We start from the raw sequence: 15,123 nt of genomic DNA, 5'->3' as shown, positions 1-15,123 counted from the left end.
CGCATCACATGACGCAGGACCGCATTCCCCTGGCCGCTCTGGAGCACGGCACGCCCTTCGCCGACCGGCACGTGGGCCCGCGGCCCGTGGAGCTGGCCCGCATCCTCGACGTCATCGGCGTCGGCTCGCTGGAGGAACTGGCGCAGAGCGCCGTGCCGTCGTCGATCCGCGAACGCGACCTCGTGCTGGACCTGCCGGCGCCCGCCACCGAGACCGAGGCGCTGGCCGAACTGCGCGCCCTCGCCGCCCGGAACCGGCCGATGACCCAGATGATCGGCCTCGGCTACTACGGCACCACCACCCCGCCGGTGATCCGCCGCAACGTGCTGGAGAACCCGGCCTGGTACACCGCGTACACGCCCTACCAGCCGGAGATCTCGCAGGGACGGCTCGAAGCGCTGCTCAACTTCCAGACCATGGTCGGCGACCTGACCGGCCTGCCGCTGGCCAACGCCTCGATGCTGGACGAGTCCACCGCCGCCGCCGAGGCCATGACCCTGGTCCGCCGCGCGGGCCGGTCGAAGTCGGCCAAGTTCGTGGTGGACGTCGACACGCTCCCGCAGACCCTCGCCGTCATCGAGACCCGCGCCGAGCCGCTGGGCATCGAGATCGTCACCGCCGACCTCTCCCAGGGCCTCGAAGGGCTCGGCCTCGGCGGCGACTACTTCGGCGTGCTGCTGTCGTACCCCGGCGCGTCCGGCGTGGTCCGCGACCACGCGGGGGTGATCGCGGAGATCCACAAGGCGGGGGCGCAGGCCGTCGTCGTCGCCGACCTGCTGTCGTTGACGCTGCTGCGCCCGCCCGGCGAGATCGGCGCGGACGTCGTCGTGGGCACGACCCAGCGGTTCGGCGTGCCGATCGGGTTCGGCGGCCCCCACGCCGGTTACATGGCCGTGCGCCAGGGCTTGGAGCGGCAGCTTCCGGGACGGCTCGTCGGCGTGTCCGTCGACGCCGACGGCTCCCTCGCCTACCGCCTCGCGCTCCAGACCCGTGAGCAGCACATCCGCCGGGAGAAGGCGACCAGCAACATCTGCACCGCGCAGGTCCTGCTCGCGGTGATCGCCTCCATGTACGCGGTGTACCACGGTCCGGAAGGGCTGCGGGCGATCGCGACCCGCGCCCACCGGATGGCGACCGTGCTGGCGTCGGGCCTGGTCGAGGCGGGTGTCGAGGTCGTGCACGGCGAGTTCTTCGACACCGTGCAGGCGCGTGTCGAGGGCCGTGCGGCCGATATCGTCTCCGCCGCGCGCGAGCTGGGCGTGAACCTGTGGCAGGTGGACGCCGACGTCGTCTCGATCGCGTGCGACGAGACGACCACCCGTGCCCACCTGGAACTGGTGTGGCAGGCGTTCGGCGCGACCGTCGCCGACGTGGACGGCCTGGACGCCGACACCGCCGACGGCATCCCCGCCGACTTGCGCCGCACCAGCGACTACCTGACCCACCCGGTGTTCCACACGCACCGCTCCGAGACGGCGCTGCTGCGCTACATGCGCGCGTTGTCGGACAAGGACGTGGCGCTGGACCGCAGCATGATCCCGTTGGGCTCCTGCACGATGAAGCTCAACGCCACGGCCGAGATGGAGCCCATCACCTGGCCGGAGTTCGCCGACCTCCACCCGTTCGCGCCCGCGTCGGACGCCGAAGGGCTGCTGACCATCGTCGGCGACCTGGAGCGGTGGATGGCCGAGATCACCGGGTACGACGCGGTGTCGTTGCAGCCCAACGCGGGCAGCCAGGGCGAGTTCGCCGGTCTGCTGGCGATCCGCGCCTACCACCGCGCCAACGGCGACGCCCACCGTGACGTGTGCCTGATCCCGTCCAGCGCGCACGGCACCAACGCCGCGTCGGCCGTGATGGCCGGGATGCGGGTCGTGGTCGTCAAGTGCGACGAGCGCGGCAACGTGGACATCGAGCACCTGCGCGCGACGGTCGAGGCGCACCGGGACGACCTGGCCGCGATCATGATCACCTACCCGTCGACGCACGGCGTGTACGAGGACACCGTGCGCGAGGTGTGCGGGCTGGTGCACGACGCCGGTGGCCAGGTGTACGTGGACGGCGCGAACCTCAACGCCCTGATCGGGCTGGCGCAGTACGGCAAGTTCGGGTCGGACGTGTCGCACCTGAACCTGCACAAGACGTTCTGCATCCCGCACGGCGGCGGCGGTCCGGGCGTCGGCCCGATCGGCGTGCGGTCCCACCTCGCGCCGTTCCTGCCGAACCACCCGTTGCAGCCCACCGCGGGTCCGGCGACCGGTGTCGGGCCGATCAGCGCCGCGCCGTGGGGTTCGGCGTCGATCCTGCCGATCTCCTGGGCGTACGTGCGGATGATGGGCGCGGACGGCCTGCGGCGGGCGACGCTGACCGCGGTGGCGGCGGCGAACTACGTGGCGCGGCGGTTGGACGAGCACTTCCCGGTGCTTTACACCGGCGAGGGCGGTTTCGTGGCCCACGAGTGCATCCTCGACCTGCGGCCGATCACCAAGGCGACCGGTGTGACAGTGGACGACGTGGCGAAGCGTCTGGCGGACTACGGGCTGCACGCGCCGACCATGTCGTTCCCGGTGGCGGGCACGCTGATGGTGGAGCCGACGGAGAGCGAGGACCTGGCCGAGATCGACCGGTTCGTCGACGCGATGATCGCGATCCGGCACGAGATCGACCGCGTCGGCTCGGGCGAGTGGTCGGCGGACGACAACCCGCTCCGCAACGCCCCCCACACCGCCGCCTCTATCACCGCCGAGTGGAACCACCCGTACAGCCGTGAGGTGGCGGTGTTCCCGGCGGGCACGTCGGCGCCCAAGGTGTGGCCGCCGGTGCGCCGCATCGACGGCGCCAAGGGCGACCGCAACCTGGTCTGCTCCTGCCCTCCGATCTCCGCGTACGGCGGCTGATCACTCGTTCGGTCCTGGCTGCGAGGCCGTCCCTCGCAGTCAGGGCGGGGCGGCCGCAGGCACGTTGACGCGGTCGAACTGGCTGTCGTGCCCGCCGTAGCATTTGTGCGTGGCATTACTGGACAAGCGAGCTGTGGACCCGGTCGAACCCAAGGCCGAGCCGAACGTGCAGGTCACGACGACCGAAGCGATGTACGTCGAACCCTCCGGCACAGTCCGATGGCGGCACCTCTTCGCCGCGCCGGCCGAGAAGTCGATCGCCCGTGGCAGCGCCGGGTTCTTCCCGGACGGTGAGCACGTGTGGGTCTACCGCCCGGACGCGATGCTCGGTCGCGGGGAAGGCGATGGCTGGCTCGTGCTCCGCGCAGCCGATGGGCGACTCGTCGCCGAGGAGACGCTGCCGACGGCCGGCCAGGGCGCCGGTCACGTCCCGCATCCGGACGGGGTGCACATGCTGCTCGACGTCGGCGAAGGTCAGGACGGCAGCCTCCTGTTCCGCGGTCGCCTCGACGGGACCGCACTGGACGTGCACGCCTACCCGTGGAACGACCGCGTGCTCATCGGTTTCTCCCCCGACGGCAACGCGTTCATGACCGTCGACCACAGCCAGGCCGACGTCGCGTTCCACACCTTTCCCGCCGGCGAGCGGACGTACGTCGTGGACATCGACCGGTTGCCGCAGCCCGAGGTCGATGACGAGGACCTTGAGGTCATGGTCGGCTGGGGCGGCGGCTACCTCGACGCCACCACCGCCGTCGTCATCGTCGAATGGCAATCCGACGATGAGGAGGGGCGCGCCTTTCACCTCCTGGACCTCTCGACCGGTTCCGTGCTCGGGCAACTCGACATCCACGAGGACAACTACGACATCGAGCTCCCTGGCGACGGCAGCTGGATCAACCGTGACGAGCACGGACGCCCGACCCGGTGGACCCTCGCCTGAACGTGAACCCATCGACACCACAGTCTGACGATGGGTTCACGTGACGCGGCCGGTGCCGGTGAGGTCGAACCTCTTGCCAGACCCCACTACCCGCGCACCGAAACCCCCTGCACCAAGCCCTCGTCCTCCTACCGAGGCGTCGAAATCGACGCCTCGATCAGGTGATGTCGTAGTCCAGCTCCAACCGCCCCGGTTCGCCCTGCGCCCACGTGATCCGCCCGCTGCCGGTGAGGCCGGCCAGGGCGTCGGTGGCGGAGACGATGGTGACGGTGGCGTCCGCTACGCCGTCACGGAAGCCGCCGACGTGGTGCAGGACGAAGGTGCCCTGGCGGCCGTCCAGAGCACCGGTGACGACCTCGTACCCGGTCGACACGCACGACTTGTCGTCCGGGTACGACATGACGAACCGCATGTCGCCGGTCGCCTCCAGGGCGCCGCTGTACTCGACGGTCATGCCGCCCGCCGTCTGCTTCGGGCCGCTCACCTCGTCGTACCGCTTCCCGTCCCAGGTGGTCTCGTCCCAGCTCTTCATTTCCGCGTGCGCGATAACTGTCGTCATGCCGGGAATCGTGCCGGGCATACCTGACACGTGCTGTCAGGAAGGATGGCGGGATGCGCGCGAGCCGCTTGTTGTCCCTGCTCCTCCTGCTCCAGTCACGCGGCCGGATGACGGCGCGGGAGTTGGCGGACGAGCTGGAAGTCTCGATCCGCACCGTCTACCGCGACGTCGACGCGCTCAGCGCCTCCGGCGTCCCGGTCTACGCCGACCGCGGCCCGACGGGCGGCTACCAGCTGGTCGACGGCTACCGCACCCGGCTCACCGGCCTGACCACCGAGGAAGCCGACTCGCTGTTCCTGGCCGGCCTACCGGGACCGGCCGCCGAACTCGGGTTGGGCGCGGTCGTGGCGGCGGTCCAGCTGAAGGTGCTCGCCGCCCTTCCTCCGGAGTTGCGGTCGCGTGCCGCGCGGGTGGGGGAGAGGTTCCACCTGGACGCGCCCGGCTGGTTCCGCGGCAACGAGGGCACGCCGCACGTCGCCACGATCGCGGAGGCCGTGTGGCAGCAACGCCGCCTCCGCATCCGGTACGTCCGGTGGGCGCAGGTCGAGGTGGAGCGGACGGTCGAGCCGCTGGGGCTCGTGCTCAAGGCCGGCACCTGGTACCTCGTCGCGCGGACGGACGACGCGCGGACGGACGACGCGCGGACGGACGACGCGCGGACGGACGACGCGCGGACGGACGACGCGCGGACGGACGAAGCGCGGACGGACGACGCGCGGATGGACGACGACCTGCGCACGTACCGCGTGTCCCGCGTGCTGGAGCTGACCCCGCTGGACGAGCCGTTCGACCGCCCCGACGGGTTCGACCTCGCCAAGTACTGGCAGGGCTGGTCGGAGCGGTTCGAGGAGCGCCTTTACCCGATGCGCGTGACGGTCCGGCTGACACCGAACGGGCTCAAGACCGCCCGCGTCCTGCTGAGCCTCGTCGCCGCGCGTGAGCTGAAGGACGTCGAGCCGCAGGGCGAGTGGACGACCGTGCGGGTGCCGGTCGAGTCGCTGGACCACGCCCTGGTCGACCTGGTCCGGCTCGGCCCCGACGCGGAGGTGCTGGAACCGCCGGAGCTGCGCGAACGCGTCATCGCCCGGCTCGCCGCGATGACCGCCGTCTATCGGAAATAATCCGTGCTAGCCTGACACGTGTAAGAGAATTCTTACACGTGAAGGAGTGACATGACGGGCACCCGGCCGACCGGTGACGAGCTGGTCGAGGTGCTGGCCGCGCTGGCCAACCCGCTGCGCCTGCGCATCGTCGCCACGCTGGCGGGCGGCCGGGACTACGTGAGCAACCTCGCCCGCGTGATCGGCGTGAGCCGGCCACTGCTCCACATGCACCTGCAACGGCTGGAAGCGGCCGGGCTGGTCGTCGGCAGCCTGGAGCTGTCCGACGACGGCAAGGCCATGAAGTACTTCGAGGTCGCGGACTTCGACTTCACCCTGACCCCGGCGGCGCTGGCCGCGGCGGTCCCGACCCTGACCACACCGGACCCGACGCGCGGTCCGGCTCGCGAGGAGCGTTCGTGATGGATTTCAGCGAGACGACCTGGCCCGGCGCGATCCTCACGGTCGGCGTCCTGTTCCTGGTCCTGGTTTTCGTGATGTTCCTGCTCAGCAGCTTCCTGGACATCCGCAAGGCGAAGATCGGCGCCGAGCAGGCCGAAGGGCTGCGCCAACTCGTCCGCCGCTACGAGCAGTTGGCCGAGAACACCCTCGACGTGCAGCAGCGAACCGCGGCGGACCTGGCCGACCTGCGCACCCGCACCGCGTCCGTCGAACACATCCTCAGATCGGTGGACTGACCATGAAGGCGATCGTGCAGGACAGCTACGGCACGCCGGACGTGCTGGAACTCCGGGACGTCGAGCAGCCCGAGCCGGGCGAACGGGAGGTGCTGCTGCGAGTGCGCGCGGCGGGGGTGAACATCGCCGACTGGTTCATCTCGACCGGCACCCCGTACGTCCTGCGCCTGGCAGGTTTCGGGCTGCGCACCCCGAAACGCACCACGCCGGGCACGGACGTCGCCGGCGAAGTGGTCGCCGTCGGCGCCGGGGTCACCCGGTTCAAGCCCGGTGACGAGGTGTTCGGCGAGGGTCGGGCGACGTTTGCCGAGTACGCCTGCGCCGACGAGGACAACCTGGTCGCCAAGCCGGCGGGCGCGACGTTCGAGGAGGCCGCGGGCCTGCCGCTGGCCGGGCTCACCGCGTTGCAGATCCTGCGTGACGGCGCACGGCTCACCGAGGGGCAGCGGCTGCTGGTCAACGGTTCGTCCGGCGGCATCGGCACGTACGCGGTGCAGATCGCGAAGTCGATGGGCGCGGAGGTGACCGCGGTGTGCGGCCCGCACAACGTCGACCTGGTGCGGGAACTGGGCGCGGACCACGTCGTGGACTACTCCCGCGAGGACTTCACCCGCACGTCCGAGCGGTACGACGCGATCCTCGACCACATCATGAACCACCCGTTCTCCGCGCTGCTGGGGCTCCTCACGCCCCGCGGTGTGTTCATGCCGAACAGCGGCAACGGCGGCAAGTGGATGGGTGGCGGCCGGCACCGGATCAAGGCCGAGCTGGTCAAGCCGTTCACCCGTCGCCGGATCGCGCCGGTGCTCGCCCGGACCACGCGTGCCGACCTGGAGGAACTGGCCCGCATGGTGGAGTCCGGGCACCTCAGGACCGTCGTCGGCCGCACCTGGCCGTTGAGCGACGCCGGGCGGGCCCTCCAGCACGTCGCCGACGGCCACGCGCGGGGCAAGGTCGTGGTGACCGCCTAGCCGAAAGGCCCCGAACGACCTAGGCGGCCGAGAGGAGCTGGGCGAGGGCGGCGTCCACACCGCGACCGTCCTCGGCCACCGACAGCGTGCCGCCGGTGGAGCGGGCCAGTTCGGTCAGCGGCTCCCGTTCCGGGTCCGGGCCGATCGCGATGACGCTGATCACGATGTCCTTGCCCGGCTGCTTCACCGACGCGAGCCGCGACGTCAGCTCCTCGAACGTCAGCCCGCCGTCGTTCACCCCGTCGGTGAGCACCACGATCCGGTTCCGCTTGCCGTCCTGGTAGTCGGCCAGCATCCGCTCGTACAGCGCGAGCACGCTGGTGTACAGCTGGGTCGCGCTGCGCGGCTCCAGCTTCCCCACCCCGTCCAGCAGGGCCTGCCGCTGCCCGGCGACCGGCCCGGTGGTCACGAGCTGCCGGTACGGCTTGTCGCCGTCGAGCTGCATGGAGAACTCCCACAGCCCGAGCGACCCGGACACCGACCGGTTGACCTGCCCGGACAGCGCCTGCTTCACCCACTCCATCCGGCTGCGGCCGTCGCCGCCGGGTTCCTCCATCGACTTCGACGTGTCCACCAGCACGGTGACGACCTGGCCGTTGTCCGCGGTCGCCCACGCGGCCGAGATCTGCTGGGTGGTGTTGGCGTCCGCGGGCGTCAGCGTGTCCGCCACGGCGGCCCACCGGACCCCGGGCGACGGCTTGGGCCGCTCGGTGGTGGCGTCGACCCGCAGGCCCGCGACGGCCAGGGTCTTCTGCTGGTCGTCGCCCTGGAGGAACTCCCGGAACGCCTGCGCCGCGCGCACCTGGGCCTCACCGACCCAGTCGCCGGCCAACGGCACGAACGGGAAGTCCGCGATCGGCGTGGGCCCGCCCGTCGCCACCCCGTACAGGGGGTGGGCGGGCGTGGCTCCGTCCTTGCCGGTGTTGTGCCGGTACAGGTCCACCTCGAACACGGGCGCCGCGCCGAACCCGGCCGCGTTCACCGCGGGGTCGGCGGCCAGCAGCGTCAACGCCTCCAACGTGCTCACGGGCGTCTGCTCCGGCTTGGCGGCCGTCAGCTTGGTCATGGTGGTCTTCACCGGGTCCAGCGCCAGCATCTCGGTGGTCACCGGGCCCTTGGCCTCGGGGCTCGCGCCCGCCAACGCCGACTGCAAGGCCATCGCGGTGGCGGCGTTCGTCGCGGGATCGGGCATGGCGACCGTGAACGCGCCCCACTCGGGCTTGCCGAACCTGCCCCAGCCGTCCGCCGCGCCGGCCAGGTCCGGCAGGTCGGTCCAGCGGAAACCGGCCCCGGACTGCACCGCCTGCGCCGGTTCCTGGTGCATCGCCAGCACCACGGGGCTCGTCGCGATGGACTCGGGCGCCGCGCCGAGCAGGCTCGCGTCCTGCGCGCCGAGCCGGTTCGCCCACAGCATCGAGTCGGTGACCCAGGCGTGCGGGCGCGCGCCGAGCGCGGCCTCGTCCCAGCCCTGGGTGAGGCCCTCCAGCACGACCTCGGAGCCGATCGACTGCACCTCGATCTGGATGCAGTGGTCGTAGACGACGGGCCGCTGCATGCTCCACGCCTCGGCGACCTGCTTGACCGCCTCGGCGATGCTCGGCGTCGACGCGATCCGGAGCAGCGCCTGACCCTCGTCGCAGTCGCCCGCCTGGGCCGCGGCACGGCGTTCCACGAGGCCGCCGACCCAGGTCCAGCCCAGCCAGCCGAGCACGAGCAGGGCGACCAGGCCGACGATGGCGACCGGCCACGTCGCGATGCCGCGCCGCACCTTCGTCCGCAGCGCGCGGTGTCGAGACATCGTCTTCCCTCTCAGCGTCCGACTACGGCTGGCGAATCCCGACCGGCGCCACGCTAACAGGTGACATCCGCGGAACGGGTGAAGTGCGACAACACCCGCGTGAGGTCGATCAGCCGGGCTCTCAACGGGGCGGCGGCCTCGGCGAACGCGCTCTGCTGCCGCACGTACTCGGCCCGGCCGTCGACCGTTTCGATCGGCACCGGACGGTAGCCCAACTCGGACAGGTCGTACGGGCTCGCCCGCATGTCCAGTTCGCGAATCCGCAATGCCAGCTCGAAGCAGTCCGCGACCAGCTCGGACGGCGTGGCCGGGTCGAGCTTGTAGGCCCACTTGAACAGATCCATGTCACCTAACGAGTGGGGGTCTTCCATCAGGTAGTCCCTCATAGCTAGTAGGAGGTCTGGACTGTCGGCAACCCGACCGATCATCAGGTTACAGCGATGGCACAGCAAACCACGAATGCACTTGCCACAGGAAGTGGCGATATCTGCACAGCATGAGTGGTTGTGATCAATCGACAACCTGTGAACAACGCCATTGGGAGAGCGTCTAGTTTCGGGTTCCTTACAAATCTTACAAACCCCACCTTGGCTAGCTAATAGCTGGTCGTATTGCTCTTTGGTAATTGAATATAACTTCAATCTCAGTAGCCACGCTTGATTGGAGGCGCAAGAGGCACAGATTGTGGCTGCTTTATGAAACCCGTCTAAAGGCTTGAAATTGGAGCATGAGCCGCACCATTTGAAACCATCGGGGGCGATATAGGGAGCGCGGTTAACTTTCTTTCTACCCTCTGCAACCCTCTTTGTCTCTCTAGCCTCTTTGCGTTCTTTCGCTATACAAGCTTTGCAGGTTCCTTTTACACCTTGGCTATGTGTTCTAGAGGGAGAGAAATCAACCAACTCCTTTTCAACTAAGCACTTATTACACTTCTTCAATTTACATCAATCCTTTTCTTAGAATACTTCCATAGTACCACATATCTTGTTATAATGGTACTAACAAGAAAGGTAAGATAGATGCGATACCCAAAGGGCTATATACCCAAGAATGCGGGTGTCTATGTACGTATCTCGGAGATTCTACCTGGTACGGTAGATGAGACTGCGGGTGTCGATAGGCAAACGAAAGACTGTTTGAAGGTTGCTGACCTTAAAAGGTGGGGAACCTCTAGTCACATCTACTGTGACAATGATGTATCCGCGTACAAGAAAGATGTTGTGCGCGATGAGTGGGAGAAGCTTCTCACTGATCTAAAGTCAGGGGTCATTGATGGCATCATTGCCTATGACCTTGACCGTGTTGCAAGGCAGAACCGAGACCTTGAAAACCTCATTGACATTGTTGAGGAAACTGGGATTCCCAATGCTGTTGTAACCGGTGAGATCGACTTGAGTACGGACAACGGGAAGATGGTTGCCCGTATCCTGGTAAGCATTGCAAACAAATCATCTGCCGATACTGCCAGACGGGTATCAAGGCAGAAGCTCGAACGTGCGGAAGCGGGGGAACCCCCGATCTCAAAGAACCGCACCTATGGTTATGTCTATGACTTCTCGGCTACGGTTCCCGAGGAAAAGAAGCTCTTGCAAGAGGCACGCAAGCGAATGATTGCGGGTGAATCTGCCTATGCCTTGTGCAAAGAGTTCAATGCTGCTGGCAGATTGCCCTACTCGGGTAAGCCGTGGAAAAGTCAGAACCTCATCAAGATGGTTACCAACCCTACGCACGCTGGATTGAGGGCATTCAAAGGTGAGGTTGTCGGAGTAGGCAAGTGGGAGAAGATTTTCACTGTCGAAGAGCACGCCGAGATCCTGACTGCGGTTGAGAACAATGAACCGTATTCCCGCAACACTGCCCGTAAGCACTTGCTTACCAGCATTCTTGTCTGTGACCTCTGCGGTAAGGGACTAGGGGGTAAGGCACCTAGTTACTACTGCAATGTCAGTCGTGGTGGTTGTGGAAAGATTGTCCGCAACATGAAGGCTGTTGACGAATTCATGATCTCCCTGACCTACAAAGCAATCAAGATGCTTCCGGCAGTCAAGGACGTACCGCTAGACGATGACAATGCAAAGGAGATTGAAAGGCTAGAACGCAAGATTGATGAGGCACGCAACGCATGGAAGGCAGAGATGATTACTCTTGCCGACTTCGTTGACGTTCGCCAGGATGCCGAGAACAAAATCAAGGCATTGCGTAAGACCTCTGCCAAGCAAGCCAAGTTGCCTGTAGATGACGCTCAAGCTTTCTTCAACGCGAGTGTTGACCAGCAGCGAGCAACTATCAAGCGTTTGTTCCCGGTGGTTGGTGTCAAGCCTACGGGGGCAAAGGGAACTAGGTTCCATCCCGATCAGCTTGTGTTTCCTGACTAGCCACTAGGTAATGCCTAAGCAAAACCCCCGTGAGTGTAAGTCTGCTCACGGGGGTTTTCTATTGCTGCAATATGGTCTTGATATCTCGGGCTGTCTTGTCATCGAATACCATCCTTGACAGTATCGCGTCTATCTCGTCAACCCATATCCCTTCTGTAGGTTCCATCCATCCTCACTATTCCATCTTCTTTGCCTTACTCCAATCATCGGGGCAAATAACCTCTACGCCATAGATCAGAGAAAGTTCATAGCTCAACTCATCAGTCACAAAGTCGGTAGCCTGTGCAGCATCCGACCGGTATTCGTGCTTGGTGAGATTTCCGCAAAACTCATTAATATCATTGACCACATCTGCCTTAGGAAAAGTATTAATAGCTTCTTTCCCGGTGTAGAGCTTGACAACTCTGTCATAAGCTCTCTCTTCGTCAGCACTGAATTCAGGCTCATAGCCGGTCAAGCCGAGTGTGAGAGGTACGGCAACGAGAATCGCACCGGTGATCCATGCTGCTATCTTGTGGCTCTTTTTCATGTCGCGCATCCAATCACGTTCGGTCTGTTCTAGCAATGGTCGTTACGTTGGCTAAAGTGTCCACTTTATGGCAAGTCTGACCAGTCGGGCGGATTAACGTATGAGTCGTAAACCGATGCGACCATATTTGCTATATAGGCGAATGTAGCTTTACGCGGTGAATCCTCGGGTAGTGCATCGGCCATAGCCTGAAAGTCACTTACCAATGTCTCGTCTACTTGCTTTGTAACCCATACCTGAAGTCTTTCATATGACTCATCTTGACTGCCGTAGTTGTCTATCAATATCGCGGGGAATACTCCGAGACCTTGCATGTAACCCATAGTGAATTGTTTATAGATTAGACCTCTGGTTTCAATCCTATAATCCCACTGGTCATAGGGTGTCGATTGAGTTTCAAGCTCCCCATCTTTTGCTTTCTTGTCATCCATTTTGTTCTTTTCCTTTCTATTCTTCATAATATCTCCCAAAAAGGGAGTGGGCACTATTGGTGTCCACCCTTATTGTATCATTATTGAGAGCGGTACCTCTTCATTGTTTCGCTCTGCTGTGTTATTCTTGTTCTGCATTGTTGACATACGTTAATAGTGATTCCGGGGGACAGGCTTATTAAGTCTAAGCCTCCGCTACACTGGTGATTACCGTATAAGCTGTGCCAGCAGTGGCAATCATTCATCGTCTTCAGCTTCTTTGGTTAGAGCTTGAATGAATGCCTCTAGAGTTTCTTCTCTAGTCGCTCTCTTGCCTAGCCCTTGCTCAATTGCTTTCATCTTCTCGGCTAGCTCCGCTAGCTTGTCTACGTCATCCATTTACCTTTCTCCTAGAGGGAGGCAGCCCTAAGGCTGCCCATTCCCTATTCTTTTTCTTCTGCTACTTCCATCTCAATTGAGAATCTTCTTACTGTAGTGTCATCTAATGCAACTACATTCACCGGGTTCATGCCTGAATCTACTTCGAAACCAACCGCAAACCCACCGTTTACCAAATCGGCTACCGCCTTCCATCCATTCTCACTCATTTTCATAGTCCCCATAGTCAAGGAAGAATACTATTCGGACTTCTCCGAGTAAGTCACTTGCACTAAGTCGGTTCACATCCACTCTCACTAAATCGGATATATCAACTCCATTGATGGTGCCTCTTGCATATCCGTGACTGCATGGCTCACCATCTTTTAACTTAATGACTAAGCTAAGGTCTAGGTTTCCCTGGTTACCTTTATCAACCTCGGCTCTTACTTGCTCAATCTTGCCCATTTTCATTCTCCTTAGTTTTGAACGTTTCACCACATACTGTGATGGTCTTGCTATCTTTCTGTACTTGCTTGAACCATCCGGGTAATTCGATTGCCGGTCGTTGGTTCCAATCTGTAATTCGTGTCATCTTAAGTGATTCACTGCCGATTCAAACTGGTCTAGAAGCTCATCCACTTTTGCAATCATTTCTTTAATCTTTGCGAAAGGGTCGGAGTCAATACCCATCTTTGCCCGTAGTGCTCTCCTGTGTGCTAGTTCGTACTCTCTTACTATTCTCATTGTTCCTCCTTGATTTTCCCCGGCTTATTCATTGCCAGGTGAAGCCTGTCTAGTGCCTTACTGAATGCTGATCTATCGCTTGCAGTCTCTCTGTCCTTTGATAATGCTTCCTGTTGCTTATCGGTCAAGGAAGTAAAGGCACGGTTGAAATCAACCTGTATTGCTAGGTCTTGTTCATCATGACCGTTGATTACTATCTGTTTCACTTTGGCATCTGTTAGCTTATCTTCTACGTACGCATAAGTCGGTGTTGACAATCCGTCTAACAGGTCATCCAGGTTGTCTTTAATCCACCAACGTGGGTACGTTGACTCTACTTGCATTTCTCTTTCCCGCTTCAATGGAAGCAAGGCATTCAATGTAGCGTGCTTGATAACCGCATTCTGATAGCTCTTGGATACTACTAGTTCTTTCAGTCTATCTATTCTCTCGTACATATACAGTCGCACATCTTGTGCGATGTCTTCCAAATATCTAGATGGATCAAACCCGGATGTAATAATAATCTTACGGGCGATCTTGTCGACATCTGCGCTAGCTCGCATGAAGTCAAAGGTGAACTGATCAGCCATTGTCAACATTCTCTCCCCTTTCCCATTGATCTACGGTATCTAAAAGTGCTTTCTTTACCGCCGTTGTCAATCGCAAGTTCTGCGCTCTTGCCCATCTTTCAATTCTCTCTTTATCTTCCGCCGCTACAGAAGTAATCCTTATTTCGCTCATGCTGCTACCTTCCTAAACTCTCTGATTGATTTTCCCTTTAGTCTCTTGAACTTGCGTGATACGGCACCTACGTTATAACCGATTGCTTCCGCTATCTCACTGATTGTCTTACCATCATAAACCAACTCGACTAGCTTTGCTTCTTGCTCTTTGGTCATTCTGTCCGGAGATGAAATGAAGAGTGATGGTCCGACATTCTTATAGGTCTTTCCTCTGGCGATACAGTAAACAACCGATTCGCTTACGCCGTACTGCTTTGCTACTTCTGTATAGTGGACACCGTTTGATAGGGCCTCTTTGATCTCTAATACTTGCTCTTTGTTGAATAATGCCATTGGCGTATCCGTTCCTCTCAACATTGTTCCGTGACGTTCTTTGTCTGCAATGTTTTCTGCTGGTGTTCCATAAGCCAAGTTACTAAGTCTATTGTCCCGACTGTTTCCATTGAGATGTCTTGTTTGCATCCCCTCGGGTAATGGTCCGTAGAAAGCCGCTGTCACTAATCGATGAACTTTCCATTGTTCTCGTTTGCCTTCAATCATCAAGCAAACTTCTTGATATGTGGTTGAGGCTCTATCCGATAGAAACTTACGTCTTTTCCAAGAGTAAATGCGACCATCAGAAAGGATGTCATAATCCCCGTACTTCTTTGCTAGTAATGAATAGCTTACTTCTCTCATTTGTTTTTCTCCTATTTGTGGTCCTTACCGACCATCTATATATAGTATATCATATATTTCCATTGTTTGTGTAAAAATGTGGCTATTATGGGCTATTCTAGGAAAGTGTTACCGAGATCACATCGTTACCTATAGCGATTCTGCGTTATTAAAAATAGCGGGTGGGGTGATTGTATACCCCGTTACATTAATAAACGCTATGGTTTGACCGGGCATAAGCAATGCAAAGAGCAGCACTAATGCAATCAAGGAGCATCTAATCAAGTATGGGTAACGGCCCTTGACATGATCATGGTATCTATGCGTGCGACTATA

At 61.3% G+C, this 15,123-nt stretch carries 17 protein-coding genes and 2 pseudogenes; 7 read left to right on the top strand and 12 right to left on the bottom strand.

Features of this window, described 5'->3' with window-relative positions:
* Positions 1–8 precede the first annotated feature (8 nt).
* Positions 9–2,897, top strand: a complete 2,889-nt coding sequence (gcvP, locus tag F4560_RS21890; protein ID WP_184922708.1) for an aminomethyl-transferring glycine dehydrogenase — start codon at positions 9–11, stop codon at positions 2,895–2,897.
* A 109-nt stretch (positions 2,898–3,006) separates the two neighbouring features.
* Positions 3,007–3,840, top strand: coding sequence for a hypothetical protein (locus tag F4560_RS21885; RefSeq protein ID WP_184922706.1), 834 nt, complete (start codon positions 3,007–3,009; stop codon positions 3,838–3,840).
* A 157-nt stretch (positions 3,841–3,997) separates the two neighbouring features.
* On the opposite strand, the gene F4560_RS21880 is transcribed toward F4560_RS21885, so the two are convergent.
* Positions 3,998–4,399, bottom strand: a complete 402-nt coding sequence (locus F4560_RS21880) for a DUF3224 domain-containing protein (RefSeq protein ID WP_184922704.1) — start codon at positions 4,397–4,399, stop codon at positions 3,998–4,000.
* A 53-nt stretch (positions 4,400–4,452) separates the two neighbouring features.
* On the opposite strand from F4560_RS21880, the gene F4560_RS21875 reads away from it, so the two are divergent.
* Genes F4560_RS21875 through F4560_RS21860 form a run of 4 tightly spaced genes read left to right on the top strand, consistent with a single transcriptional unit; the run spans position 4,453 to position 7,168 of the window.
* Complete coding sequence (locus F4560_RS21875; protein ID WP_184922702.1) at positions 4,453–5,520, top strand: helix-turn-helix transcriptional regulator; 1,068 nt, start codon at positions 4,453–4,455, stop codon at positions 5,518–5,520.
* Between the two features lie 51 nt (positions 5,521–5,571).
* A complete protein-coding gene (locus F4560_RS21870) occupies positions 5,572–5,922 on the top strand; it encodes an ArsR/SmtB family transcription factor (RefSeq protein WP_184922700.1) in 351 nt (116 codons plus the stop codon).
* Complete coding sequence (locus F4560_RS21865; RefSeq protein WP_184922698.1) at positions 5,922–6,197, top strand: hypothetical protein; 276 nt, start codon at positions 5,922–5,924, stop codon at positions 6,195–6,197. Before F4560_RS21870 ends, F4560_RS21865 begins: the two co-directional genes overlap by 1 nt.
* 2 nt (positions 6,198–6,199) lie before the next feature.
* Positions 6,200–7,168 carry an NAD(P)-dependent alcohol dehydrogenase gene (locus F4560_RS21860; protein ID WP_184922696.1) on the top strand — a complete coding sequence of 323 codons (969 nt, stop codon included), beginning with the start codon at positions 6,200–6,202 and terminating at the stop codon, positions 7,166–7,168.
* 19 nt (positions 7,169–7,187) lie between these two features.
* Here the strand turns inward: F4560_RS21860 and F4560_RS21855 are convergent, their stop codons facing one another.
* The 3 genes and pseudogenes from F4560_RS21855 to F4560_RS46680 all read right to left on the bottom strand — a co-directional run.
* Entirely contained in the window at positions 7,188–8,966 is a 1,779-nt protein-coding gene (locus F4560_RS21855; protein ID WP_184922694.1) for a substrate-binding domain-containing protein, read from the bottom strand.
* Between the two features lie 53 nt (positions 8,967–9,019).
* Positions 9,020–9,316 (bottom strand): annotated as a pseudogene (locus tag F4560_RS44880) (3-methyladenine DNA glycosylase); the annotation flags it as partial.
* 33 nt (positions 9,317–9,349) lie between these two features.
* Positions 9,350–9,607, bottom strand: a pseudogene (locus F4560_RS46680) (endonuclease domain-containing protein); the annotation flags it as partial.
* A 378-nt stretch (positions 9,608–9,985) separates the two neighbouring features.
* Between F4560_RS46680 and F4560_RS21845 the strand changes: the two are divergent.
* The gene (locus tag F4560_RS21845; RefSeq protein ID WP_184922690.1) at positions 9,986–11,341 is read left to right on the top strand and encodes a recombinase family protein; all 1,356 of its coding nucleotides are present in this window, start codon (positions 9,986–9,988) and stop codon (positions 11,339–11,341) included.
* A 175-nt stretch (positions 11,342–11,516) separates the two neighbouring features.
* Here F4560_RS21845 and F4560_RS21840 read toward each other — a convergent pair whose 3' ends face one another.
* From F4560_RS21840 to F4560_RS21805, 8 genes are all read right to left on the bottom strand, one after another.
* A complete protein-coding gene (locus tag F4560_RS21840) occupies positions 11,517–11,879 on the bottom strand; it encodes a hypothetical protein (RefSeq protein ID WP_184922688.1) in 363 nt (120 codons plus the stop codon).
* A gap of 56 nt (positions 11,880–11,935) precedes the next feature.
* Positions 11,936–12,328 (bottom strand): hypothetical protein, encoded by a 393-nt coding sequence (locus tag F4560_RS21835; RefSeq protein ID WP_184922686.1) that lies wholly within the window; start codon positions 12,326–12,328, stop codon positions 11,936–11,938.
* A 210-nt stretch (positions 12,329–12,538) separates the two neighbouring features.
* Complete coding sequence (locus tag F4560_RS21830; RefSeq protein WP_184922684.1) at positions 12,539–12,679, bottom strand: hypothetical protein; 141 nt, start codon at positions 12,677–12,679, stop codon at positions 12,539–12,541.
* A gap of 44 nt (positions 12,680–12,723) precedes the next feature.
* A complete protein-coding gene (locus F4560_RS21825; protein ID WP_184922682.1) occupies positions 12,724–12,894 on the bottom strand; it encodes a hypothetical protein in 171 nt (56 codons plus the stop codon).
* Positions 12,881–13,126, bottom strand: a complete 246-nt coding sequence (locus F4560_RS21820) for a hypothetical protein (protein WP_184922680.1) — start codon at positions 13,124–13,126, stop codon at positions 12,881–12,883. Before F4560_RS21820 ends, F4560_RS21825 begins: the two co-directional genes overlap by 14 nt.
* Before the next feature lie 275 nt (positions 13,127–13,401).
* On the bottom strand, positions 13,402–13,977 hold the full coding sequence (locus F4560_RS21815) for a hypothetical protein (protein ID WP_184922678.1): 576 nt from the start codon (positions 13,975–13,977) through the stop codon (positions 13,402–13,404).
* Positions 13,970–14,128 (bottom strand): hypothetical protein, encoded by a 159-nt coding sequence (locus F4560_RS21810; protein WP_184922676.1) that lies wholly within the window; start codon positions 14,126–14,128, stop codon positions 13,970–13,972. The genes F4560_RS21815 and F4560_RS21810 overlap by 8 nt, the downstream gene beginning before the upstream one ends.
* A complete protein-coding gene (locus tag F4560_RS21805; RefSeq protein WP_184922674.1) occupies positions 14,125–14,808 on the bottom strand; it encodes an HNH endonuclease in 684 nt (227 codons plus the stop codon). The genes F4560_RS21810 and F4560_RS21805 overlap by 4 nt, the downstream gene beginning before the upstream one ends.
* Between the last annotated feature and the right edge of the window lie 315 nt (positions 14,809–15,123).

The organism is Saccharothrix ecbatanensis (assembly GCF_014205015.1).
GTDB classification, from domain to species: Bacteria; Actinomycetota; Actinomycetes; order Mycobacteriales; family Pseudonocardiaceae; genus Actinosynnema; species Actinosynnema ecbatanense.
The sequence above is the reverse complement of the archived record's forward strand: the minus strand, read 5'-3'. Positions and strand labels throughout refer to the sequence as shown.

Coding starts and splice junctions, on each gene's coding strand:
- F4560_RS21805 (WP_184922674.1), bottom strand. CDS start 14,808: ATGAGAGAAGTAAGCTATTCATTACTAGCAAAGAAGTACGGGGATTAT.
- F4560_RS21810 (WP_184922676.1), bottom strand. CDS start 14,128: ATGAGCGAAATAAGGATTACTTCTGTAGCGGCGGAAGATAAAGAGAGA.
- F4560_RS21880 (WP_184922704.1), bottom strand. CDS start 4,399: ATGACGACAGTTATCGCGCACGCGGAAATGAAGAGCTGGGACGAGACC.
- gcvP (WP_184922708.1), top strand. CDS start 9: ATGACGCAGGACCGCATTCCCCTGGCCGCTCTGGAGCACGGCACGCCC.
- F4560_RS21845 (WP_184922690.1), top strand. CDS start 9,986: ATGCGATACCCAAAGGGCTATATACCCAAGAATGCGGGTGTCTATGTA.
- F4560_RS21815 (WP_184922678.1), bottom strand. CDS start 13,977: ATGGCTGATCAGTTCACCTTTGACTTCATGCGAGCTAGCGCAGATGTC.
- F4560_RS21855 (WP_184922694.1), bottom strand. CDS start 8,966: ATGTCTCGACACCGCGCGCTGCGGACGAAGGTGCGGCGCGGCATCGCG.
- F4560_RS21830 (WP_184922684.1), bottom strand. CDS start 12,679: ATGGATGACGTAGACAAGCTAGCGGAGCTAGCCGAGAAGATGAAAGCA.
- F4560_RS21820 (WP_184922680.1), bottom strand. CDS start 13,126: ATGGGCAAGATTGAGCAAGTAAGAGCCGAGGTTGATAAAGGTAACCAG.
- F4560_RS21860 (WP_184922696.1), top strand. CDS start 6,200: ATGAAGGCGATCGTGCAGGACAGCTACGGCACGCCGGACGTGCTGGAA.
- F4560_RS21835 (WP_184922686.1), bottom strand. CDS start 12,328: ATGAAGAATAGAAAGGAAAAGAACAAAATGGATGACAAGAAAGCAAAA.
- F4560_RS21825 (WP_184922682.1), bottom strand. CDS start 12,894: ATGAAAATGAGTGAGAATGGATGGAAGGCGGTAGCCGATTTGGTAAAC.
- F4560_RS21840 (WP_184922688.1), bottom strand. CDS start 11,879: ATGCGCGACATGAAAAAGAGCCACAAGATAGCAGCATGGATCACCGGT.
- F4560_RS21870 (WP_184922700.1), top strand. CDS start 5,572: ATGACGGGCACCCGGCCGACCGGTGACGAGCTGGTCGAGGTGCTGGCC.
- F4560_RS21875 (WP_184922702.1), top strand. CDS start 4,453: ATGCGCGCGAGCCGCTTGTTGTCCCTGCTCCTCCTGCTCCAGTCACGC.
- F4560_RS21865 (WP_184922698.1), top strand. CDS start 5,922: ATGGATTTCAGCGAGACGACCTGGCCCGGCGCGATCCTCACGGTCGGC.